This window comes from Ruegeria sp. ABM4_193 (assembly GCF_056158705.1).
The window spans coordinates 3148284-3169268 of record NZ_JBSWTT010000001.1 but is presented as its reverse complement, the minus strand read 5'-3'; the positions used below and the strand labels follow the sequence as shown (position 1 = coordinate 3169268).

At 55.2% G+C, this 20985-nt stretch carries 23 protein-coding genes; 14 read left to right on the top strand and 9 right to left on the bottom strand.

The features are described from left to right. Positions 1–36 precede the first annotated feature (36 nt). The 3 genes from ACXADZ_RS15850 to ACXADZ_RS15840 all read right to left on the bottom strand — a co-directional run bounded on the left by ACXADZ_RS15850 (position 37) and on the right by ACXADZ_RS15840 (position 3502). Positions 37–1215, bottom strand: a complete 1179-nt coding sequence (locus ACXADZ_RS15850; RefSeq protein WP_475197775.1) for a S41 family peptidase — start codon at positions 1213–1215, stop codon at positions 37–39. Between the two features lie 130 nt (positions 1216–1345). Beyond that, positions 1346–2743 carry an aspartate aminotransferase family protein gene (locus ACXADZ_RS15845; RefSeq protein WP_475197773.1) on the bottom strand — a complete coding sequence of 466 codons (1398 nt, stop codon included), beginning with the start codon at positions 2741–2743 and terminating at the stop codon, positions 1346–1348. 75 nt (positions 2744–2818) lie between these two features. Further along, the gene (locus tag ACXADZ_RS15840) at positions 2819–3502 is read right to left on the bottom strand and encodes a GntR family transcriptional regulator (protein WP_475197771.1); all 684 of its coding nucleotides are present in this window, start codon (positions 3500–3502) and stop codon (positions 2819–2821) included. A gap of 140 nt (positions 3503–3642) precedes the next feature. On the opposite strand from ACXADZ_RS15840, the gene ACXADZ_RS15835 reads away from it, so the two are divergent. The 5 genes from ACXADZ_RS15835 (at position 3643) to ACXADZ_RS15815 (ending at position 8935) form a co-directional block, all read left to right on the top strand. Further along, positions 3643–4728 carry a polyamine ABC transporter substrate-binding protein gene (locus ACXADZ_RS15835; protein ID WP_171095764.1) on the top strand — a complete coding sequence of 362 codons (1086 nt, stop codon included), beginning with the start codon at positions 3643–3645 and terminating at the stop codon, positions 4726–4728. A gap of 76 nt (positions 4729–4804) precedes the next feature. Next, positions 4805–5932: an ABC transporter ATP-binding protein gene (locus tag ACXADZ_RS15830; RefSeq protein ID WP_171670332.1), complete on the top strand. Its 1128-nt coding sequence runs from the start codon at positions 4805–4807 to the stop codon at positions 5930–5932. Further along, entirely contained in the window at positions 5932–6822 is an 891-nt protein-coding gene (locus tag ACXADZ_RS15825) for an ABC transporter permease subunit (protein WP_475197766.1), read from the top strand. The genes ACXADZ_RS15830 and ACXADZ_RS15825 overlap by 1 nt, the downstream gene beginning before the upstream one ends. Then, a complete protein-coding gene (locus ACXADZ_RS15820; protein ID WP_171095769.1) occupies positions 6819–7637 on the top strand; it encodes an ABC transporter permease in 819 nt (272 codons plus the stop codon). Before ACXADZ_RS15825 ends, ACXADZ_RS15820 begins: the two co-directional genes overlap by 4 nt. Beyond that, positions 7634–8935, top strand: a complete 1302-nt coding sequence (locus tag ACXADZ_RS15815) for an NAD(P)/FAD-dependent oxidoreductase (protein WP_475197762.1) — start codon at positions 7634–7636, stop codon at positions 8933–8935. Before ACXADZ_RS15820 ends, ACXADZ_RS15815 begins: the two co-directional genes overlap by 4 nt. A gap of 9 nt (positions 8936–8944) precedes the next feature. Here ACXADZ_RS15815 and ACXADZ_RS15810 read toward each other — a convergent pair whose 3' ends face one another. Genes ACXADZ_RS15810 through ACXADZ_RS15800 form a run of 3 tightly spaced genes read right to left on the bottom strand, consistent with a single transcriptional unit; the run spans position 8945 to position 11754 of the window. Continuing rightward, entirely contained in the window at positions 8945–9814 is an 870-nt protein-coding gene (locus tag ACXADZ_RS15810; RefSeq protein ID WP_475197760.1) for a phosphotransferase family protein, read from the bottom strand. 50 nt (positions 9815–9864) lie between these two features. After that, positions 9865–10527 carry a flagellar hook capping FlgD N-terminal domain-containing protein gene (locus ACXADZ_RS15805; protein ID WP_475197757.1) on the bottom strand — a complete coding sequence of 221 codons (663 nt, stop codon included), beginning with the start codon at positions 10525–10527 and terminating at the stop codon, positions 9865–9867. Between the two features lie 3 nt (positions 10528–10530). Continuing rightward, positions 10531–11754: a flagellar hook-length control protein FliK gene (locus ACXADZ_RS15800; protein ID WP_475197754.1), complete on the bottom strand. Its 1224-nt coding sequence runs from the start codon at positions 11752–11754 to the stop codon at positions 10531–10533. A 111-nt stretch (positions 11755–11865) separates the two neighbouring features. Between ACXADZ_RS15800 and ACXADZ_RS15795 the strand changes: the two genes are divergently transcribed. The 6 genes from ACXADZ_RS15795 to ACXADZ_RS15770 all read left to right on the top strand — a co-directional run bounded on the left by ACXADZ_RS15795 (position 11866) and on the right by ACXADZ_RS15770 (position 15555). Beyond that, positions 11866–12141, top strand: a complete 276-nt coding sequence (locus ACXADZ_RS15795) for a rod-binding protein (protein WP_171188589.1) — start codon at positions 11866–11868, stop codon at positions 12139–12141. Next, positions 12131–12490: a flagellar export chaperone FlgN gene (locus ACXADZ_RS15790; protein WP_171188591.1), complete on the top strand. Its 360-nt coding sequence runs from the start codon at positions 12131–12133 to the stop codon at positions 12488–12490. Before ACXADZ_RS15795 ends, ACXADZ_RS15790 begins: the two co-directional genes overlap by 11 nt. 209 nt (positions 12491–12699) lie before the next feature. Continuing rightward, positions 12700–13911, top strand: a complete 1212-nt coding sequence (locus tag ACXADZ_RS15785) for a flagellin (RefSeq protein WP_171188593.1) — start codon at positions 12700–12702, stop codon at positions 13909–13911. A 77-nt stretch (positions 13912–13988) separates the two neighbouring features. After that, on the top strand, positions 13989–14363 hold the full coding sequence (gene flaF / locus ACXADZ_RS15780) for a flagellar biosynthesis regulator FlaF (RefSeq protein WP_475197747.1): 375 nt from the start codon (positions 13989–13991) through the stop codon (positions 14361–14363). Then, on the top strand, positions 14363–14764 hold the full coding sequence (flbT, locus tag ACXADZ_RS15775; RefSeq protein ID WP_171095786.1) for a flagellar biosynthesis repressor FlbT: 402 nt from the start codon (positions 14363–14365) through the stop codon (positions 14762–14764). The genes flaF and flbT overlap by 1 nt, the downstream gene beginning before the upstream one ends. Before the next feature lie 122 nt (positions 14765–14886). Beyond that, positions 14887–15555: a DUF1217 domain-containing protein gene (locus ACXADZ_RS15770; RefSeq protein WP_475197743.1), complete on the top strand. Its 669-nt coding sequence runs from the start codon at positions 14887–14889 to the stop codon at positions 15553–15555. A gap of 89 nt (positions 15556–15644) precedes the next feature. On the opposite strand, the gene ACXADZ_RS15765 is transcribed toward ACXADZ_RS15770, so the two are convergent. From ACXADZ_RS15765 to ACXADZ_RS15755, 3 genes are all read right to left on the bottom strand, one after another. Further along, positions 15645–17219 (bottom strand): DUF427 domain-containing protein, encoded by a 1575-nt coding sequence (locus tag ACXADZ_RS15765; protein WP_475197741.1) that lies wholly within the window; start codon positions 17217–17219, stop codon positions 15645–15647. Positions 17220–17325: 106 nt separating this feature from the next. Continuing rightward, positions 17326–18027, bottom strand: a complete 702-nt coding sequence (locus ACXADZ_RS15760) for a winged helix-turn-helix domain-containing protein (RefSeq protein ID WP_171095792.1) — start codon at positions 18025–18027, stop codon at positions 17326–17328. Beyond that, positions 17999–18286, bottom strand: a complete 288-nt coding sequence (locus ACXADZ_RS15755; protein WP_475197735.1) for a hypothetical protein — start codon at positions 18284–18286, stop codon at positions 17999–18001. Before ACXADZ_RS15755 ends, ACXADZ_RS15760 begins: the two co-directional genes overlap by 29 nt. A 176-nt stretch (positions 18287–18462) precedes the next feature. Between ACXADZ_RS15755 and ACXADZ_RS15750 the strand changes: the two genes are divergently transcribed. From ACXADZ_RS15750 to ACXADZ_RS15740, 3 genes are all read left to right on the top strand, one after another. Next, on the top strand, positions 18463–18921 hold the full coding sequence (locus ACXADZ_RS15750) for a hypothetical protein (protein ID WP_171095796.1): 459 nt from the start codon (positions 18463–18465) through the stop codon (positions 18919–18921). 109 nt (positions 18922–19030) lie between these two features. Next, positions 19031–19648, top strand: coding sequence for a ribonuclease HII (locus tag ACXADZ_RS15745; RefSeq protein WP_475198586.1), 618 nt, complete (start codon positions 19031–19033; stop codon positions 19646–19648). Positions 19649–19755: 107 nt separating this feature from the next. After that, on the top strand, positions 19756–20856 hold the full coding sequence (locus ACXADZ_RS15740; RefSeq protein ID WP_475197730.1) for a DNA methyltransferase: 1101 nt from the start codon (positions 19756–19758) through the stop codon (positions 20854–20856). Positions 20857–20985: the final 129 nt, after the last annotated feature.

Sequence of the window (20985 nt, the reverse complement as noted above, 5' to 3'; positions counted from 1 at the left end):
TGTTTGCTCGAGCCGGTTGTGTGCGACGCAACTGCGTTAAGCCAATTCTTCAACCAGCCTGTTGTAGACAATGTCCTCAGGCGTTGTGTCGAACGGTGTCGAGAACCATTCCTGATCAATTGCAAACCTATGGACAGGCACGAGCTGACGGGCGATGTCAGGCGGCGTCGTTTGATCCGTCGTTCCGGTTTCCCAATCGTGAAGCGCAGTTGAGTATCGAACAACGGCGCCGCTGGTTGGCAACTCGATCAAGCCGCCTTCCGCAAAGAACCTGAGCCCGTCGCCCATTTCTTCACCGACGATCTTCAGCTTGTGCCCAAGCCGATACCTGAGGATCGCGACAAAGACGATTGCTGCAGAAAAGGTGAATTTGTCCACCAACACCGCACATCCGCACCGCTGGGTGCTTTCGGTGATTGCATCGATCAGAGGCATGGTTGCCAAAAAGTCGCCCCCAGTGTTGCCCCGAACATCGATGACAAGGAAATTGTCGCGGCGGGCCCGAACCTGTGTGGCGGCTTTGTCGATTGCTTCGGCAAGCGCGCTTTCACTGGGATCGAAGAAACTTGGCAGCTTCAAAGCGAGACCATTTTCAGAACAGTCGTGGATTTTCACGAACCCTTTGTCATTCCTGAGGGGATCGACTTTGCCGTGTTCGTTCCTTGGATACATTTCTGACGCCAGAACAGTATCGCCGTTCGTCACACTTACTGTTTGTCTGCGCCCGTCTGCGCCTTGAAGGTGATACTGTGTCTCATGGCCGAATGGTGCGAAACCCAGTTCGGCCAACGCTGCTGGCCAGGCAAATATCAATGGTCCAATTACACGCTTTCGTTGCGGTGTTCCCGACAGAAGAGAGGCTGCTGCGCGTTCGATCTTTTCTACTGGTATACCGTTAACGCCGAGCATCTTACTGGGCGCAAGTTCCGCAAGTGGCGTAAAGGTTTTGGTAAGAAAAACCGATCTCCCAAAGCTCACAAATCGCAGCGGCAGGACTGAGATCGCGTCGTTCGGGATCAGGCGCGTGTGGCCGTTGCCGGAAAGGGCCAAGAGGCGCATTGCCGAAAGCAAGAACTGCTCTCGCGCATTCCGAGTCGCGTGCTTCCGCGCAGCTTCGATATTGGCGTCGATCTTTTCTGGATCGACCGTCGCAAAGCTTGGGTCGGTTCGTTTCACGACGTCCAGAATGGGTTCGAGGTCTTGGCTCAGCGACACAAAGGATCCTAACGTCTCGGGAAAAAGGAATGTCTAACAAGGGCTAAACTGGACAGTATCATCTGGCCAAGCCCAAAAAACAAAAGGCGGCCATTCCAGCCGCCTTTTCCGTGTTCCGGACCGTACCCGGTTAAGACGCCGCTTTCATTAAACCCCGTGCAATAATCTCGGCCTGCGCTTCATCCAATGACTTGTGGATCCGCACAAACATCTCATCGATGTCTGCCGGGGTCAGGATCAAGGGCGGTGAGATAATCATCCGGTCGCCCACATGACGCATGATCAGGTTATTGGCAAAACAACGGTCGCGGCAGATATAGCCCACGGTGCCCGGTTCGGATGCGAACTTGGCGCGGCTGGCCTTGTCTGGGGTCAACGCGATCGACGCCATCATGCCAACGATTTTCGCCTCACCCACCAGCGGATGATCGGCCAGAGCCTCCCATTTCTGTTTCAGATAGGGCGCTGCTACGTCGCGGACATGCTCGACGATTTTCTCTTCTTCGAGGATGCGTAGGTTCTCCAGCGCCACAGCAGCGGCGACAGGGTGGCCGGAATAGGTGTAGCCGTGGTTGAACTCGGTGCCGCCGATCACTTGGGCGATCTCGTCATTCACGATGGACCCGCCGATCGGCGCGTAGCCCGAGCTAAGCCCTTTGGCGATGGTCATGATATGCGGCTTGATTCCAACGGTTTGCGAGCCAAACCAATTACCGGTACGGCCAAATCCGCAGATAACCTCATCCGCGATCAAAAGAATGTCGTACTTGTCACAGATGCGCTGGACTTCCGGCCAATACGTATCCGGCGCTACGATCACGCCCCCTGCGCCCTGCACGGGTTCGGCAATAAAGGCGGCCACGCGGTCTTCACCCAGTTCCAGAATAGCCTCTTCCAGCTCGCGGGCACGGGCCAGTCCGAAGTCTTCGGGCGACATGTCACCACCTTCGGCCCACCAATTGGGCTGGTTGATGTGGTGAATGTTCGGGATTGGGATGCCACCTTGCGCATGCATCCCTGCCATGCCGCCCAGCGAAGCAGACCCTACAGAAGACCCGTGATAAGCGTTGTGGCGACTGATGATGATGTTCTTGTCCGGCTGGCCCTTTTCGGCCCAATAGGTGCGCACCAGACGAATATTTGTATCGTTGGCCTCAGACCCGCCCGCAGCAAAGAAGACGTGGTTCAGATCGCCCGGTGCCAGCTCGGCAATCTTTGCGGCCAGCGCAATGGCCGGAACGTGGGTCGTTTTGAAAAACGTGTTGTAATAGGGCAGTTCACGCATCTGGCGCGCGGCAACTTCTGCCAGTTCATCGCGACCGTACCCGATATTGACGCACCACAAACCTGCCATGGCGTCCAAAATCTCTTCACCCTCACTATCGGTTAGGTAAACCCCTTTGGCACGGGTAATCACACGCGCACCTTCCTGACCCAGCGCGCCATTGGCGGAAAACGGATGGAGGTGATGCGCTGCATCCAGCGCCTGAAGTTCTGCGGTCGGCATATGATTGGTGATGGTGGACATCAGAGATTCTCCCACAAAAGCAGTTGAGGATCACAATATGATCAAATTTTATACTGTCAATCGAATCGGAGGGAATTAGGCGGAATTGAGGGAATCCGAGATCAGCTCCATACCTTGCTCAATGTCCTGGGCCGTTGCTTTTGCCGCCTTTTCAGCGTCGCCGTTACGCAATGCAGTGATGATATCTTTGTGCCGGTCAGGAAGGCTCTGCGTGCCAAAACGACCGCAAACAACCCGCAAAGACGGGCCAAAGCGCAACCATAGCCGTTCGGCAAGATCAATGAGGATAGCGGCATTGGCATGGGAATAGAGTGTCTCATGAAACGTTTGGTTCAAACGCAGGTATCCGCCGACGTCGCCATCCGCGATCATACGATCCAAATGCTTGTCAACGCGTTCCAGGTGATCAATGTCTTCCGCCTGCAAATTGCCAGTTGCGCGCCTGGAAAGCTCTGATTCTATTGAAATTCTGGCAAAAATCATTTGCTCGATATCAGCGGTGGTCAAAAGCGGAACGCTGACGCGGCGGTTGCCCTGAAACACCAGTGCCCCATCCGAGATCAACCGTCGGATCGCTTCGCGTACCGGGGTCATTCCAACACCCAGCGAATCAGTCAAACCTTGGATTGTGACAGGCTGCCCCGGGACCAGTTCCCCAAACAGGATCTGAGATCTGAGGGTTTGATAAACCTGCTCATGTGCGGGTTGTTTTCCGCTGTCGGTTGGAGTTGCAGATGCCTTATTTTTGATCAAATCCAATTGGTTCATCCTATTTCGACTAACCCTGACTTGTCAGGTGACAGACCTCGTGAAACCATACGCTGGATCAAGGGAAAACGCAAAACTTGATCAAATCCAAAAAAACGGGAAAATAGCCGTACACTTGCAGGGAGAAGAATATGACAATCAAAACGCTGACCATGACAGCGGTCATCGCATTGGGGACTTCGGCGGCTTTCGCTGAAGAGGTGCGTGTCTACAACTGGTCCGACTACATCGACGAAGAGCTTCTGAGCAAATTCGAGGAAGAAACTGGTCTGACCCTCATCTACGACGTGTTTGACAGCAACGAGGTTCTGGAAACCAAGATGCTGGCTGGTGGTTCGGGCTATGACGTGGTGGTGCCTTCTGGCACGTTCCTTCAACGTCAAATTCAGGCAGGGGCGTTTCAGGAACTGGATGCGGCCAAACTGTCGAATGCGGGCAACCTTTGGGACGTTATTCAAGAGCGAACTGCAGGGTATGACCCAAACAACGCCTATTCGATTAACTATATGTGGGGCACCACGGGTATCGGTGTGAATGTCGACAAGGTCAAGGAAGCCTTGGGCGACGATGTGGCACTGAACAGCATGGATCTGGTTTTGAAGCCAGAGAACATGGAAAAACTGGCGTCGTGTGGTGTTCATTTCCTTGATGCGCCAGCCGAAATGATACCGATGACCTTGCAGTATATCGGTGAAGACCCGGACAGCCACGATCCGGATGTGATCAAGAAAGCCGAAGACGTTCTGATGGGCGTTCGTCCACACATCCAAAAATTCCACAGTTCGGAATACATCAACGCGCTGGCGAATGGGGACATTTGCGTTGCCGTGGGTTGGTCAGGTGACATCCTGCAGGCAAGAGACCGCGCAGCCGAAGCCGAGAACGGTGTGAACATCGAATATCATCCGTTCGCGGAAGGATCGCTGATGTGGTTTGACCAAATGGCGATCCCGGCGGATGCACCGAATCCGGAAGGCGCGCATAAGTTCCTGAATTTCATCCTGGATGCCAACAACATGGCTGCCGCGTCCAATTACGTCTACTACGCCAATGGCAACAAAGCCTCGCAGGAATTCCTTGAGGAAGACGTGATTGGTGATCCGGCAATCTATCCGGATGATACGACAATGCAAAACCTGTACATCACGACGCCTTACCCTGCGAAAACGCAGCGTGTCGTGACCCGCCTTTGGACCAAGATCAAGTCAGGTACCTGATCCGGTTTCACGGCGCGGGGCGGTCGAATGACGGCCCCGCACACAAAATGTCCAAACTGACTATGCGGGGGCTGCCTTGAATTCTGACGTCTTTGCGCCGTGGGATGACCCACAGGCGAAACCCTTGATCCAGTTTCAGAACGTGACCAAGCGCTTCGGCGAGTTCACGGCGATCGACAATCTGTCACTGGATATTTTCGAGCGTGAATTCTTTGCCCTGCTTGGTCCGTCGGGATGTGGCAAGACAACGATGATGCGGATGCTTGCCGGGTTCGAAACCCCAACCGAAGGTCATATCCTGTTGGGCGGTCAGGATATTGACCCTATTCCACCCAACAAGCGCGCTGTGAACATGATGTTCCAGTCATATGCTCTTTTCCCGCATCTCAGCGTCTGGGAAAACATCGCGTTTGGTCTGCGTCGGGACAATATGCCGAAACACGACCTTGAAGAACGGGTTGAAGAAATGCTGCGCCTGACCCGATTGGAGCAGTTTGCCCGCCGTAAGCCGCATCAGATTTCAGGTGGACAACGACAGCGCGTTGCTTTGGCACGCTCGCTGGCGAAGGCCCCAAAGCTTCTGCTGTTGGACGAACCGCTGGGTGCGCTCGACAAGAAACTGCGCCAAGATACGCAGTTCGAATTGATGGATATTCAAGAGAAAACCGGCACCACATTTGTGATCGTCACCCACGATCAGGAAGAGGCCATGACAGTCGCCAGCCGAGTGGCGGTGATGGATCAGGGGCAATTGATGCAGGTTGCTACGCCCGACCGAATCTACGAGAACCCGGCCTCGGTTTATGTTGCTGATTTCATTGGGGATGTGAACATTATCGAAGGCCGTGCAGCCCCATCGGGTGAGGATACTTATCAGATTGATTGGGCCGAAGGTCAGGCTCCCATAACGGCGTCATCATCAACGAGCTTTTCAAACGGTCAGTCCTGCCATCTGGCGATCCGCCCCGAGAAGGTGACCATCTCAGCCGAGAGGCCAGCCGATGCGGTAAACGCTGTTCAGGGCAAGGTTCATGACATTGCCTATCTGGGCAATCTGTCCACCTATCACGTCGAATTGGCAAACGGCACAATCATCAAGGCACAGACGGCCAACACCCGCCGTATATCGCGCCGTTCGTTCACTTGGGAAGACCCGGTCTGGCTGTCGTGGACAGCGACGGCTGCGGTTTTGCTGGCGAACTGATGCGCCGCGCCGTTCTAATCGCCATCCCTTATGTCTGGTTGCTGGCACTGTTTCTGGTGCCATTCTTCATCGTTCTGAAGATATCGCTGTCGGACACGGCACTTGCCATCCCGCCTTATACTCCGACCCTAGATATGTCCGCCGGCTGGGCGGGGATCAAAAAGTTTTTCAGCGAACTGGATTTTGAGAACTATGTCTGGCTGACTGAGGATGATCTGTATTGGAAAGCCTACCTGTCCAGCGTCAAGGTCGCTTTGATCTCGACCTTCTTTACATTGCTCGTCGGCTATCCCATCGCCTATGGCATGGCCCGCGCGCCTCAGGAATGGCGGCCAACGCTTATGATGCTGGTGATCCTGCCCTTCTGGACCTCATTCCTGATCCGGGTTTACGCGTGGATGGGTATCCTTTCGAACGAAGGGTATCTGAATCAAATCTTGCTGTGGACGGGTCTCATTTCGACGCCGCTGACGATTCTGAATACCTCGACCGCTGTCTATATTGGCATCGTTTACACCTATCTGCCGTTCATGATTCTGCCGATTTATTCGGCGTTGGAGCGTTTGGACGGATCGCTGATTGAGGCGGCCGAAGATCTGGGCTGTTCGCGTTTGCAAGCCTTCTGGCTGGTGACCATTCCACTGTCCAAGCCCGGCATCATTGCAGGTTGCTTCCTTGTGATGATCCCGGTGATCGGTGAGTTCGTGATCCCCTCGCTTCTGGGCGGTTCGGGCACACTGATGATCGGCAAGGTGTTGTGGGAAGAGTTCTTCTCGAACCGTGACTGGCCGGTGGCCAGTGCAGTGGCGATTATCTTGCTACTGATCTTGGTGGTTCCCATCGTGCTGTTCCAGCGCAACCAGCAGAAACAGGCGGAGAGTGACGGATGAACAGGTTAAGCTGGTTCAATACTGTTTCGCTGACGCTGGGATTTGCGTTCCTTTACATCCCGATGATCATCCTGATCGTTTTCAGCTTCAACGAAAGCAAGCTGGTCACGGTTTGGGCCGGGTTTTCAACTAAGTGGTACGGTGAGCTGCTGCAGAACGAGGCGTTTTTGGATGCCGCTTGGGTCACAGTCCGGGTAGCGGTTTTTTCGTCAACACTGGCAACCATTTTGGGAACGGCTGCTGCCTATGTGCTGGTCCGCAGCGGACGGTTTTTTGGTCGGACGCTGTTTTCTGGCATGATCTACGCGCCGCTGGTGATGCCCGAAGTGATTACCGGTCTTTCGTTGTTGCTGCTGTTTATCGGCATCGGTCTGGATCGAGGAATTCTGACCATCGTTCTGGCGCATACCACCTTCTCAATGTGTTTCGTGTCGGTGGTTGTATCCTCGCGTCTCATCACATTTGACCGGTCACTGGAAGAAGCAGCGCTTGATCTCGGATGCTCACCCGCGCAAGCTTTCCGCCTTGTCACCCTGCCGATCATCGCACCGGCGGTGATTTCGGGCTGGTTGCTTGCCTTCACCTTGTCGCTGGATGATCTGGTGATTGCGTCTTTCACATCAGGGCCGTCTGCGACGACCTTGCCGATCAAAATTTTCTCGGCCGTGCGTCTTGGTGTAAGCCCGGAAATCAACGCGCTGTCCACGATCATGATTGCTGTGGTGACGGTTGGGGTCATCACGGCCTCGCTTGTAACCAAACGAGCAATGGTTCGTCAGCGGCAGGACGAATTGGCCGCTGCGCGCACCGAATGAAGCGGATTTTTCCGAACTACGCGTACAGCAACGCACCACGCGACGGGTGTTGGTGGGATGAAACGGTTTCCAGCCCCGATTGGCCAGAGGTTCAGGAAGACCTGCAAGTAGATGTCGCCGTGATCGGCGGTGGTTTTACGGGGATTTCTGCGGCCTTGCATTTGGCTGAAACCACTTCGGTTGCGGTATTCGAAGCTGGCCCTCCGGGATGGGGTGCGTCCGGACGCAATGGCGGCTTTTGCTGCTTGGGTGGCTCAAAACTGAACGATGCCGCGATGGCACGACGGCATGGTCGCGCCGAGGCGCTGGCCTATGAAACAGCCGAAGCAGATGCCGTGCAGTTGGTCGCCGATCTTCTGGTGCGGTATAACATTGATGCGGACACGCATTCGAACGGTGAAACCCAACTTGCGCATTCAAAACACGCGATGGATGTGTTGCGCCAAAAGTCAGACAAGACCGGGATAGTGCACGAGGCCAAAGACTTGCCCGCGCTGGGAATGGAGGGGGCATTTTACGGGGGGTACACGATGCCCGTCGGATTTGGGTTGAACCCACGGAAGTACCTTTTCGGGATCGCACGCGCCGCCAAGACCAAAGGTGCACATCTGTTTCAGAACAGCCCGGTTTTGGGTGTCGATAAAACCGCTTCGGGGTTTGCATTGCGAACCCCAGGAGGGCAGGTCAATGCGCAAGTTGTTTTGGTTTGTACCAACGGGTATTCCAGCGAAGATATCCCGGATTGGATGTCAGGGCGTTACCTGCCAGCACAATCGACCGTTATGGTCACGCGACCGCTCAGCCAGACCGAGCAATTGGAACAGGGCTGGACCTCGGCCCAGATGTGCTATGACACGCGTAATCTTCTGCATTATTTCCGCTTGATGCCGGACGGGCGATTTCTGTTTGGTATGAGGGGTGGGTTGCGCTCTTCTGCCCGTTCAGAGGCATCAATCCGGGCAAAGGTTCAGCAGGATTTCAAAAAGATGTTTCCCGCCTGGTCGAAGGTCGAAGCCACGCATATGTGGTCCGGCTTGGTGTGTATGTCGCGTGCGTTGACGCCCTATGTTGGACCTGTACAGGGGCAACCGGGTATGTTTGCCGGCTTTGCTTATCACGGAAATGGCGTTGCCATGGGAACCTACAGCGGACGGGCGCTGGCCAGGTTGGCCCTGGGGCAGAGTGCCGGTTTGCCTGCAGCTATGTGCCAATCGCCTGAAAAATTCCCACTGGGGCGCTGGCGTCGCGCGCTCATGCCGCCAGCCTATGCCCTGATGGGCCTTGCGGATCTTAGATAAAGGCGAAAGTCACAGGGCCGCTGCTTCCAGCTTCAGTCCTTCGGCATAATCGGGCGCGCCGTTTTCCGCGCGCCACAGGCAATAGGTGGCCATGCGCCACGCATACCAAGGTTTTAAGCGCAGGTAACGGTCCGCAATTTCCGGATCGCCGTAGGCGTTCAGAAACTGCTCTTCTTCGAACTTTGCCAAAGCGGCCCCTCGGTACAGGCGTTGCATGGCCGGAGAAAGAAACAGTGCCAAATCCTCGGTTGGATCACCAAGGGCAGGGCATTGCCAGTCGATCAGTGTCAGGTTTGTTCCTGCAACCAGGATGTTCCCAGCTACCGGGTCGCCATGAATCAGGCACGTCTTTTTCGCAGGCACCACCGTTTCCATGGGTTGCTGTTCCAACAATTTGTGCCGCGTCTCGGATGAGCAGCCCTGCAGAATACGAACCCCATGCGCCCTGAGGTCCTCACTGCCGTTGCATCCGGCTGGGGCTGAAAAAGAAAGCGTGAGGTCGTGTAACCTGCGCAGCAACGCACCAACCTTGTCGGCTCCTTCCTGCCAGGGTGTTCCAGGGGCATGGTCATAGAAGACCCAATGCGCATCTTTGTACCGTCCTGAGTCGCGCAACCTTGGTACGAACCCTTCTGGCCCGAGGGTTTTGAGGCATTGCGCCTCTAACTCTGGGTCATTGCGAAACAAGGGGTTGCGAAGGGCCGTGTTGTACAGCTTCAATACCTTGTCGCCGCTGTCTTCCAAAACCTTCCATACCCGATTGGTGCGCCCGCCATAGAGTGTTTCAAATCGCGCGCGCGCGCTGACCAACCCCTGAGCGCAGAGGTGGTCAACCAGATCGCGAGGAGGGGCAGGCGTTTCAGGCAGGGGTCTTGTCACTTCTTTTGGCGAGTCAATTTGCCAAGCTTTGGACGCTCCAGCGCCCTAGATCAAGCGCCAGTTCGGACGGCGTTTACGTCGCTTGCTGAAATCACTTCCCCGCCGCTAAGGGTTAGAAGCACTGTATTACCGCCAACCTGAGCCTCTATGACGCGGTTGTAGGCTTCGACTGGTGTTTGGGTCAGCAACTCTCCATTTTTGTAGCTTTCCAGCGCCGCTGTGTAGTTGCCGGTGCTCATTGGATTTCCCGAAGAGGTAACGCCGGCCCACACAAATTCGGATTGAGCAGGGGGTACAGTTACTTTGTCGAGCACGGTCCCGTTTTCGTCACGTATCACCAGCTTGGCTGTATCAGCTTGTGGATCAGCCTGGGCAAACAAGGTCTTGGGCTGTCCGTCAAAGTGAAAGGCGGAAGTTGATCGGACGTCCATACCGACCCAGCTTGCAAGGTCACTAAGGTTCACACTGCCCAGCGTGCTTGCCAACGATGACAGATGATCATTGGTCTGAACTTGCTGCTCGACCATCGAGAACTGGGCCAGTTGCGACGCGTATTGTGTCGAGTCCATCGGCTCAAGCGGATCCTGATTCTGGGCTTGCGCTGTGAGCATCAGCAAAAAGGTTTCGAAATCCGATGTAATCGCGGACGTCTGTGCGTTGTTTGCAGACGGCTGAGAGCTTGCTGCCTGCGCCGTATTCACTGGGGTGATCATGTGTCAAAACCTCATATCGATGCCCCGGCTTGGGACTAAAATTTGTGGAAGAGAGTCGGTTTGAACATCCGAATCGCCTTTTATCGGTTCAAAGACGGATCCCGACTCGGTCTTGTTGGTGTTAGCCCAGCCCGTGTCCGCGTCGGAGGCTGTACCCAGATCAAAGCTCAACGCACCGTATCCCAGTTTCTGAAACTCTTCCGTAAGTAAGGAAATGTGACGTCGCATCAGCTCCAGGGTTTCTGGGCGTTCCAAGGCAATGGTCATGTGCAGCCCGTCATCGCGCCCGTTCAGAACAATGGAAACACGCCCTAATTCTTCGGGGTTCAATGCAATTTCAGTTATCCCGGTCCCCGGACGCGTCTGAATGGTCGCCACCAACTGCCCGGCGATTGCACGGGCGAGCTCGGCGCGAGCTGATGCAGACGGCGCAGAAAGCTGCGGCGTTGTTTCTCGCGGAGCGAGTTGGAGCGGTTCGTCCTTGGCGAAAACTGTTGGCTCAGCTTCCTGAACAAGGGTGTTCTGTTCTTTCTCGGCAAGCGTTGCCATCAGCTGAAGCTGTGCAACGGGTGGCGCGCGATCTGGTATTGCTGGTTTGGACGTTGCGGGTGCGACTTCTGGTGGTTGTACAGGGTCGGTGTTTTGAAAGCTGGGACCGATGTCCGGCACGCTTAATTTGCCGTTTGCCTTGGTCATTTGCTCGATAGGTCGGCCATTCTCGGCTACCTTCACAGGTATCCGCTGTTGGGTCACAGCAGTGTGAACCAATCCTGCATCAGATCCCGCCGCTGTGGGTGCAACAGGATCGGCGATGTTATGCTGGCCCGGAGACGTAGAAATGTGCGGTTGCTCAGGCAGCTCACTGTCAAAAATACGCGGAACACCTGCTTGTAGGTTAGTGCTTGGAGGCTGATCTCCTTCAGGAATGAACATCCTGTCGGTACGTTTTGTTGAGTTGCCCGCCAGAGTCGCAACAAGTTGCGGTTCCGCAATCGGGGCAATTGGGGGCTCTGTTTGATCTGCTGATTCTGTTTCAGTTCCCGAGTCTTGCATTTCAGGAGCAGCAACCAGCAGCTCGGGTTCAGGCGGCTCATCGCCGCCCGTTTCTTGCCCAAGAATGTCTTCAAAGCTTGTCACTTCACCGTTCTGGTCAGCCTCATTGCGCGTCGAGGCGGGTTTGGCAACGGCTGTTGAGGTCGTCGTGGGCAGCATAACTGGGTTGGGCATTTTGCTCCGGCTCCGTGTGATTGCTCCGCACTCTGCCCGCAGGAAGTTACGTTTATTTTAACCGCTTTCGCCTTTGATCAAGAAAGTTCTAAGCAAATTTCGGAGAAAACAATGCAGGTTTCCAAGAGCCTCTCAACGGGTCCGGCACCTTTGACTCACACCCGCCTCAAAAACGCAGCCATTGAGTTGGAGGCGGCTTTTTTAAGTGAAATGCTTAAATCAGCTGGGCTGGCGCAGACACGACAGAGTTTCGGCGGCGGGGTCGGCGAAGACCAGTTTGGATCGCTTCTTGTTCAGCACCAGGCGCAACAACTGGCTCAGTCCGGGGGCGTTGGGTTGTCTGAAATCCTGCTCAAGTCACTGATGGAGAAAGCCGATGACATTTGAAGCCGACATGACGCTGATCAAATCACTGGAAGAAGTTCTGGATCTTGAGCGCGCGGCTCTTGTGCAAGGGGATCTCGATCGTCTGGCCCATATGGTGCCGGAAAAAGAGAAACTGATCGGTGCAATCAACGATCTTCAAGTGCAGGACAGTGACGCGTTGATTCGCGTCCAGCGCAAGGTCGAGCGGAATCAGGCGTTGCTGAACAGTGCAGCCGACGGCATTCGGGCGGTTGCCACCCGTATGGCCGAACTGCGGCGTGTTCGACAGGAATTCAGCACCTATGGCGCCGACGGTCAACGCAGTCAATTTGCAGTTCGCAGCACTGTGAAGTTGGAAAAGAGGGCATAGGCAGAAGTTTGATTCAAATCCGAAATTATGGGTTCTGAGGTTTTAGCATTCCGTTAGGGGGTCTGGTTCAAAAGTGGTGCTGCACCTGGAAACGGCAGGTGGCGCGAACGGCCAAGTGGCGCGTCGCACAGGTCAGAAAGACACCAAAGCCCGCAGGTCTTGTGGGGTGAACATGGGCAAAATGGCCCAAACGGAAAAGGATGAAAGCTATGTCCAGCATTCTGACAAACAATGGCGCGATGGTTGCGCTGCAAACGCTGAAGTCTGTGAACAAGAACCTGGCGATGACCCAGAACGCGATTTCGACCGGCAAAGACGTCGCGACGGCCAAGGATAACTCGGCGGTTTGGGCGATTTCGAAAGTGATGGAATCGGATGTCAAAGGTTTCAACGCCATCAAGGACAGCTTGGCGTTGGGTGAATCGACAGTCGCCGTTGCACGGAACGCGTCTGAAACCGTCACAGATCTGTTGACGCAGATGAAAAGCAAGATTGTCGCCGCGCAGGAAGACAACGTTGATCGGGGTAAAATCAACGATGACGTGACAGCATTGAAAGAGCAGATCGCATCGGTTGTCAGCGCCGCCCAGTTCAACGGCCTGAACCTGGTTGATGGATCAGCAGGCTCAGCCTCGATTCTGGCTTCGTTGGATCGCGACAATACCGGTGCAGTTACGGCATCTTCCATCTCGGTATCCGGGCAGAACCTGTCCACTGGCGGCTACGCCACAAAACAGGTCTTTGATGGGTCAACCGGTGCGTCGACCGGCAATGACCGTGTTGGCGCAACCATTGACAACGGTGCGACCGCTGCGACCGCGTTGGTGACCGATGAATCTAGCGGTGCCTTTGCCGCCGGGGACAAGGTTGTCGTCGCAATCAATGATCAGGTTGTCTCGTACACTGTGTCTGCAGAGGACGCTGCGGCGACAACCACTGGTGACCTTGTCGCAGTGGGGCTGAAGTCAAAGATTGAAGAACTTGGAATTACTGGCCTGACGGTCGACTATGATTCTGGTACGGCCGGAACCTTGTCAGTGACCAACGGCACTGGTTCTGACCTCTCGTTCTCTGCTCAGTTCGTGAACGCGGGTGCTGGTGGTCTTGGCGCTCTGGCCGGTATTGATGTGTCGACAGGTGCGGGGGCGACCGCTGCATTGGCTGCAGTCGAGTCGCTGATCGACACGTCGATTGACGCATCGGCCGCGTTTGGTTCGGCGCAAGGCCGAATTGAGACCCAGAAAGAGTTCATTTCGAACCTGTCTGACTCGTTCAAGTCCGGTATCGGCTCGCTTGTCGATGCAGATATGGAAGAGACCTCGGCTCGTCTGCAGGCGCTTCAGGTACAGCAGCAGCTGGCAACTCAGTCGCTATCGATCGCCAACCAGGCCCCGCAGTCGATCCTGTCGCTGTTCCGCTAATCAAAAAAGCAGGCCGGGGCATGGTTTTTGTGCCCCGGCCCTGATCGCCTGAAGGCGACCCTTTGGAAGGATTTCAAGTGACACCGCAAACCCTCGCTCAACACAGCTATGCGCAAGCCGCCACGCCAACACGGACGCCCCGCGATACCGAATATGAAGCAATCTCCAGAATCACGCGGCGCCTCAAGGCCGCAACAGCGCGCAAAGCGACGGATTTCTCGGCGTTTGCGCAGGCGGTGCATGAGAATCGGCGCCTTTGGGGGGTACTGGCAACAGGCGTTGCGGATTCCGCAAACGCGTTGCCGAACGATCTGCGGGCGCGGATATTCTACCTTGCCGAGTTTACCGAACAACACAGCAGTCGCGTATTGGGAGATGGGGCAGCGGTAGAGCCATTGTTGGAAATCAACACGGCTGTCTTGCGCGGCCTGCGTCAGATGAGGGCAACTTAATGAGTGGACTGGTCCTGAAACTTGCCCCGAAAGAAAGAGTGCTGATCAACGGTGTGGTTATCGAAAACGGGGATCGCCGCAGCAGGTTTTCAATCATGACGCCGCAGGCCAATGTCCTGCGTTTAAAGGATGCGATCCATCCGGACGAAGCCAACACGCCGGTGCGTCGCGTTTGTTATGCAGCACAATTGGTCTTGTCTGGTGACATGGAACCGGAACACGCCCGGCAGCAACTGCTGCGCCGCGTAGAGGAGTTGAGTCAGGTCTTTACGGATGCAGACAGCCGCCGCGTTCTGTCTGAGGCCACCGATGCGCTGGTGGCCGAGCACTATTACAAATGCCTCAAATCCCTCCGTTCGCTTCTGCCAAGAGAAGAGCGCTTGATGGCGTATCAGCAATGACCTTTCAGCCTGTTGTCCCTTCCGGAGGAATCGTTGGCTGGCGATTTCTTCAACGCACTTACGAAGGCCAGTTTCAAAGCTTTTCCTCGTCAGCGGCGAATGATCGAGAGACGAAATATTTCATGGAAAACATTGGCAAAGTTCAATCAGCAGAAGACCTGGTATCGGATCGCAGGCTGTTGCAGGTCGCTTTGGGTGCGTTCGGACTGGAAGGCGATTTGGATAACAGGTTTTTTGTTCAAAAGATCCTTGAAGATGGCACGCAGGCTGACGACGCTTTGTCAAATCGCCTTGCAGACAAGCGGTATCGCGAGTTTTCAGACGCTTTCGGGTTCGGCCCAGGGGCTGCCAGGAAAACGGCGCTTAGAACAAATATGGAAGAAATTGCGCAGGCCAACTTGTCTGCTCGGTTCGAAATCGCCGTAGGCGCTTCGGATGAGACGATGCGTATCGCGCTTTATGCTCAGCGGGAACTCGCAGACCTGGCAAACAGCACGTCCAGCGCGGATACTAAGTGGTTCGATCTGATGGGGTTGCCGCCCTTGCGCAGCATGATGGAGACGGCGCTTGGGTTGCCTCCGTCCTTTGCTCAGCTGGACATTGACGCGCAATTGGTCGAATTCAAAGACAGGTTGTTTCAATTGACCGGATCGGAAGATCTGGCGCAGTTCTCGGATCAGAACGCTATCACGGAACTGACCGACACCTATCTGGCCCGCAGCCAGATTGCACAGCTTCAGAACACGATTTCACCTGCACAGACTGCGTTGATCTTGCTTGGGGCTGTGTGAATGGAACGTTCCGCCTGAGGTCGGATTGCGTCTGATGTTGGGCTGGATCACCGGACGCCAGATGAATTGTCAGAGCACAAGTATCAGCCTTAGCCGTCCAGTATAGCATCCGCCGCAGTGCGCAAGGCGTAAGATACGACTGGTTGAGACACATTGTGTAACTCTACCGCACCCAGCGGCAAAGCGTTGGAGCATGCTGGTTCAATGTCTTCGGACACAACAATCCGATGCCCTTTTGTTTTGCCAAATTCCCCCAAACGCGCGGCTATATTTGCGGCTTGACCGATAACCGTGAAATCCAGGCGCTCGCGCGACCCCACGTTGCCATAAGTCACGCGCCCGTAAGCCACGCCGATTGAACAGTCGCAATGTGCATCAGAGCCATCTTTTCGCAGTTCACCCAACGTTTCCACGATTTGAATTGCCGAACGTTGTGCATTCACCCGAGCGGTCGAGGCGTCCTCTTCCGAAACTGGAAAGACGGCCAAAACAGCGTCGCCGATGAACTTCAGAACTTCTCCTCCGTTGTCGTGTACGATGCCCGACACCGTTTCAAAGAACGCATTCAACACATTGATGTAAGCGGCTCGGCCCAGTTTCTCTTCAAGGCTTGTCGAGTTGCGGAGATCGCAGAACATGATCGCCGCGTCGATCTCATCCCCATCGCCGCGCCGGATCTCTCCGCCCAAAACGCGGGCGCCTGTGCGTTTGCCGACATATGTTTCCAGCAAAACCTGCGCGTTTTCACGTTGCATGAAAACTTCGTAGAACCGAGCGATCACCGCAGAACACTCGAACACGAGGCCCAGGTTTTCCGTGGTAAACCCATCCGGATGATCACAGGTCAGCGTCAGAACATTTGTCCGCCCATCGGAAAATGGCAGCGGCATGGCGACATAATCGGTCGCGCCTTTGGCCCGTAAATCCTCCATGATCGGGAAGCTGTTATGCGGGTTGTCATCGTTCAGCCGTTGCCGCACGCCGCCAAGACCGTTCGAAACATGGCGCAGTGGGCTGTTGATAAAGGCCGGATGATCATAGATTTCATAGGTGGGTGCTCGGGTCAGAATCTCTCCTTCGCCTTTTTCCCAGATATAATGCTTGCCCACGATCAGGGGGTGTAGGGACCATGCCAAAATACTCAGACGCTGGATCGCGATACCGTGCTCCAGCATTTTTTCAGCTAGTGCTTCGGTAAAGCTCTCTGGTGTCGTGGCTGTAGACGCACCGCGCATCAGCCAATCAATCAGAGGCCCGCTTATGTTGCCATCATCAACTTCGCGCAGGCGGTTGTCGCCCAAATCTATCCGTGTATACGCGCCAGCTGTAAAACCGATGCAGCCTTGTATTGCTTTGCTTTCCGGCAATGTGTCTTCGTAGGCCCAGACGGAATTGGCCAGCGTTTCACCTGGCAGGCTGATGTCGTGATAGGTGGCGGTGCCCTTGAACGGGCAGAAGGTTTGCAGTTCGGTTTCTGCGCTCAAATCTACACATACGTCCGCACGCGGCACGTAAACCGTGGGCGGCAAGCGCGTTTCATACATAACCTTGGCATTTGTGCTTTCAGCCAAAAGGACGTCATCTCGGTAAATCGCAATCCTGCCGCTCAGAGGTTCGACAGAGATTCCGTAACCGGTCATCTTTGGTGCGGCGTGGACGTTCATAAGCGACCTCCCTTGCCTTTGGTATATACAGAATGGGCGTTCCCATCCCACTTTCCAAGAGGCTGAAATGGGATTTTACCGAATGCGAGCGTGGGCTGCCACGTGATCAAACCATCTGAATGACGTCTTTTTCTATGGACAGCATATAGCCTTTCTTGGCGATATTCTTGACCAGAAGTTCGCTGACCATTTGATTTCCAAGCGCGTCGCGCAGCCGTTTGATCCGCGTTGCGCCAGCGGCTTCGTCGCAATCGGCAGCATCGCGACCGGAAATCATGCCCTCGATCTGGGCACCGGACAGAACCTCGTCATCCAGCCGGGATTCCGCCAGAACAGAAAGGGTTTCCATGGCGGCGGGTGTCAGTTTGAAATCCATATTGTTGAGGTAAACGGTGTTTTCCTCACGGCTGATCAGCAGGGATGTCACCTGAATGCCGGTTCGTTCGATCTGTGCCATGCGTCGATTCATCAGAACCAGCATCACTAGAAAGACCAGTGCCGAGATCATCATCGCGCTGGCGAAAACCAGCAATACGTAGATGACCATCCGGTAGCTGGACAAGGTGTCGGCAAAGGCTGTGCCCGATTGGGCCAAGATCTCAAGCAACCGGATTTCTGTTTGCGAGGTCAGGTCAGCCTCGACAAACAAACGCTCGACACGCGCGTTAAACGCATTGGCGTCTGGCAGGGTCCAGAACAGAAAAATGGCGGCCGTAATCAGAATAAGAACGATGGCAGCGATGCCCAGCACAACCAGCCGGACGCCCGACCGGCGCGCATCAGAAACGGAGATAGAATTGTCCGGCATTGCCCTTCCTCTGATCCAACCCTTCTGGTCCAAAAACGGACTGAACCTCAAGCAGGGTCCAGCCTGACGCGCTCAGGCGCTGGGCGATTTCTGCTTTGGCCTGACCCTTATCGCAGTTCGAGATTTGTATAACCCCGTAGTGAAGGCGTAGCGGGTTGTCCTTTTTCGCTTTGTAATCCGCATAGCAATCCGCCGCAGACGCAGCAGAGCCAAGCGATATCAGGGCCACAAAGGTCAGAGAAGAGAGGATCTGTTTCATAGGCCGCATCCTGCGCATGAGTTGCCGCGATATTCAATAACCTAAGGGGTTTGCGGGATCTGATATCCGATAACACCGGGCCGTTATTGCTTGGCAGGAACGGCTGCCCCCAGTGTCAGGGCAATCAGGACGCGGTCTGTCACATGGTCGCCCAAACAATCAGAAGGACACGCCTCATGCATAAGAAATTCATCGCTTTGATCATTGCGACCGCGGTTGCCATTACCGGCGTTTCGGCCTCTCAGGCGCGGGCAGCGGATGCCAAGGACATTCTGGGTGGTCTGGCGGCTATCGCGATCATCGGGGCCGGAGTTCATTATTATAATAAGGAAAAGGATAGGAACCGGGCGGCACGCCATCAAACGTATACTCCGAAACCTTACAAGCCCCAGCCGGTGCGCCCATTGCCGCCGCGCGTAGCCCGGTACGATCTGCCCCAGCGCTGCTTGCGTACGTATAACAGCTATTCACAGGACCATTTGTTGCTTGGTCCCAAGTGCCTCAAGAAACACTACAAACATGCCAATAGCCTGCCCCAAGAGTGCAAGGTTGGTTTCTGGAATGGCAAAAAGGTCAAGCGAGCATACGAACCTGCGTGCCTGCGCCAGAAAGGATACCGCGTCGTTTACCAGTAACATCGGTTGAGCAGGAGCGGTGCCAAAGAAGTGCCGCGTTGGAGAGGGCAGTGTGGGCTGCCTTCTCTTTTTGCTTGCGGTGCTGCGTGAAACGCGATTTTCCGATGGTATGACAAAGCCAGATTTCGAACTTGAGCAAGCGCTGCTGGAGCGAGGCCATATCCGTATCGCCGGAGTGGATGAGGTCGGGCGCGGCCCTTTGGCCGGACCGGTTGTTGCCGCCGCCGTGATTCTGAACGCAAAGGATATTCCCGAGGGGTTGAATGACTCTAAGAAGCTAACTGCAAAACGTCGCGCGGCACTGGACGCAGAGATTCGCGCAAGCGCCGAGTTTGCTGTCGCGGAGGCCACGGTTGCCGAGATTGATGAGATCAACATCCTGAGGGCCTCGCATCTGGCGATGCTGCGCGCGGTCGAGGCACTGACACCGGCCCCCGATTTTCTGCTGATCGACGGAAATATGATTCCGCGTGGTATGAAGATCCCGTCGCAGGCTGTTGTAAAGGGCGATGCTCGTTCGGTGTCGATTGCAGCCGCTTCGATCCTTGCGAAAAACTGGCGCGATCAGGTGATGGTGGATTTGGCGCAACAGCATCCGGGTTATGGATGGGAAACCAACGCCGGTTATCCGTCAAAACAACACAAAGAAGCGCTGCAAAATCTTGGCGTGACCCCACACCATAGACGTTCGTTCAAACCGGTGCACAATATCTTGTATCAAGAGTAAATCGTAAGCTGCTGATTCAAAAAAGAAATTGACGGCGAATCGTCTTTGACTCATCCTTGTCTCAACCAAATGAGCGCAAAAGCGCCGTGGATACTTGAGGCAGTGATATGACAACGACCACCAAAAAGGGCGTAAAAGCGCTCCCTTTAAACACGATTCTATCCGGGGACTGCATCGAAGTGATGAACAGTCTGCCCGAGGCGTCGGTTGACCTGATTTTTGCGGATCCGCCCTATAATCTGCAGTTGAAAGGCCAGTTGCACCGCCCGGATAACTCTCAGGTGGATGCGGTTGATGATCACTGGGATCAGTTTTCCAGCTTTGGGGCCTATGACCAGTTCACCCGCGAATGGCTGACGGCGGCGCACCGTCTGCTGAAGCCCAACGGCGCGATCTGGGTTATTGGGTCTTATCACAACATCTTCCGCGTAGGCTCGGCCCTGCAGGACGCGGGGTACTGGATTCTGAACGACGTTGTATGGCGCAAGTCGAACCCGATGCCGAATTTCCGGGGCAAGCGCTTTACCAACGCGCATGAGACGATGATCTGGGCCAGCAAACGCGAAGGTGCAAAATACACCTTCAACTATGAAGCTTTGAAAGCGCTGAACGAAGGCGTGCAAATGCGCAGTGACTGGGTGCTGCCGATCTGCACCGGGCATGAGCGTCTGAAGGACGAAAACGGCGACAAAGCGCATCCGACGCAAAAGCCGGAGTCGTTGTTGCACCGTGTGTTGATTGGCTCGACCAATCCGGGCGACGTGATTTTGGATCCGTTCTTTGGCACAGGTACAACCGGTGCAGTCGCCAAAATGCTAGGTCGCGAGTTCATCGGTATCGAGCGCGAGGAAAGCTATCGCAAAGTGGCCGAGAAACGCATCGCCAAGGTGCGCAAGTTCGACCGCGAGGCGCTGGAGGTCAGCGCCAGCAAACGTGCCGAACCGCGCGTACCCTTTGGCCAACTGGTCGAACGTGGGATGCTACGCCCGGGCGAAGAGCTGTATTCCATGAACCAGCGCCACAAAGCCAAAGTGCGCGCCGATGGCACGCTGGTCGGTCAAAACGTCAAAGGCTCGATCCATCAGGTTGGCGCGCATCTGGAAAACGCTCCATCTTGCAACGGCTGGACATACTGGTGCTTCAAGCGTGATGGAAAAACGGTTCCGATCGACGTTCTGCGTCAGCAGATCCGGGCCGAGATGAACTGATTTCACGAACACCGCCGGTGCCTGTGGCCTGACACTAGGCACTAAGCCTTGCCCCGCCGATCCTACGGCGGGGTCTTTTGTTTTGGCATCAACAGTGGTTGCATGACAATGACCCTGACACTGCAAGAA

Bases quoted from the DNA above. Each gene is read 5' to 3' on its own strand.
- ACXADZ_RS15845 (WP_475197773.1), bottom strand. From the start codon at position 2,743: ATGTCCACCATCACCAATCATATGCCGACCGCAGAACTTCAGGCGCTG.
- ACXADZ_RS15835 (WP_171095764.1), top strand. From the start codon at position 3,643: ATGACAATCAAAACGCTGACCATGACAGCGGTCATCGCATTGGGGACT.
- ACXADZ_RS15825 (WP_475197766.1), top strand. From the start codon at position 5,932: ATGCGCCGCGCCGTTCTAATCGCCATCCCTTATGTCTGGTTGCTGGCA.
- ACXADZ_RS15820 (WP_171095769.1), top strand. From the start codon at position 6,819: ATGAACAGGTTAAGCTGGTTCAATACTGTTTCGCTGACGCTGGGATTT.
- ACXADZ_RS15815 (WP_475197762.1), top strand. From the start codon at position 7,634: ATGAAGCGGATTTTTCCGAACTACGCGTACAGCAACGCACCACGCGAC.
- ACXADZ_RS15805 (WP_475197757.1), bottom strand. From the start codon at position 10,527: ATGATCACCCCAGTGAATACGGCGCAGGCAGCAAGCTCTCAGCCGTCT.
- ACXADZ_RS15800 (WP_475197754.1), bottom strand. From the start codon at position 11,754: ATGCCCAACCCAGTTATGCTGCCCACGACGACCTCAACAGCCGTTGCC.
- ACXADZ_RS15795 (WP_171188589.1), top strand. From the start codon at position 11,866: ATGCAGGTTTCCAAGAGCCTCTCAACGGGTCCGGCACCTTTGACTCAC.
- ACXADZ_RS15790 (WP_171188591.1), top strand. From the start codon at position 12,131: ATGACATTTGAAGCCGACATGACGCTGATCAAATCACTGGAAGAAGTT.
- ACXADZ_RS15785 (WP_171188593.1), top strand. From the start codon at position 12,700: ATGTCCAGCATTCTGACAAACAATGGCGCGATGGTTGCGCTGCAAACG.
- flbT (WP_171095786.1), top strand. From the start codon at position 14,363: ATGAGTGGACTGGTCCTGAAACTTGCCCCGAAAGAAAGAGTGCTGATC.
- ACXADZ_RS15770 (WP_475197743.1), top strand. From the start codon at position 14,887: ATGGAAAACATTGGCAAAGTTCAATCAGCAGAAGACCTGGTATCGGAT.
- ACXADZ_RS15765 (WP_475197741.1), bottom strand. From the start codon at position 17,219: ATGAACGTCCACGCCGCACCAAAGATGACCGGTTACGGAATCTCTGTC.
- ACXADZ_RS15760 (WP_171095792.1), bottom strand. From the start codon at position 18,027: ATGCCGGACAATTCTATCTCCGTTTCTGATGCGCGCCGGTCGGGCGTC.
- ACXADZ_RS15755 (WP_475197735.1), bottom strand. From the start codon at position 18,286: ATGAAACAGATCCTCTCTTCTCTGACCTTTGTGGCCCTGATATCGCTT.
- ACXADZ_RS15750 (WP_171095796.1), top strand. From the start codon at position 18,463: ATGCATAAGAAATTCATCGCTTTGATCATTGCGACCGCGGTTGCCATT.
- ACXADZ_RS15745 (WP_475198586.1), top strand. From the start codon at position 19,031: ATGACAAAGCCAGATTTCGAACTTGAGCAAGCGCTGCTGGAGCGAGGC.
- ACXADZ_RS15740 (WP_475197730.1), top strand. From the start codon at position 19,756: ATGACAACGACCACCAAAAAGGGCGTAAAAGCGCTCCCTTTAAACACG.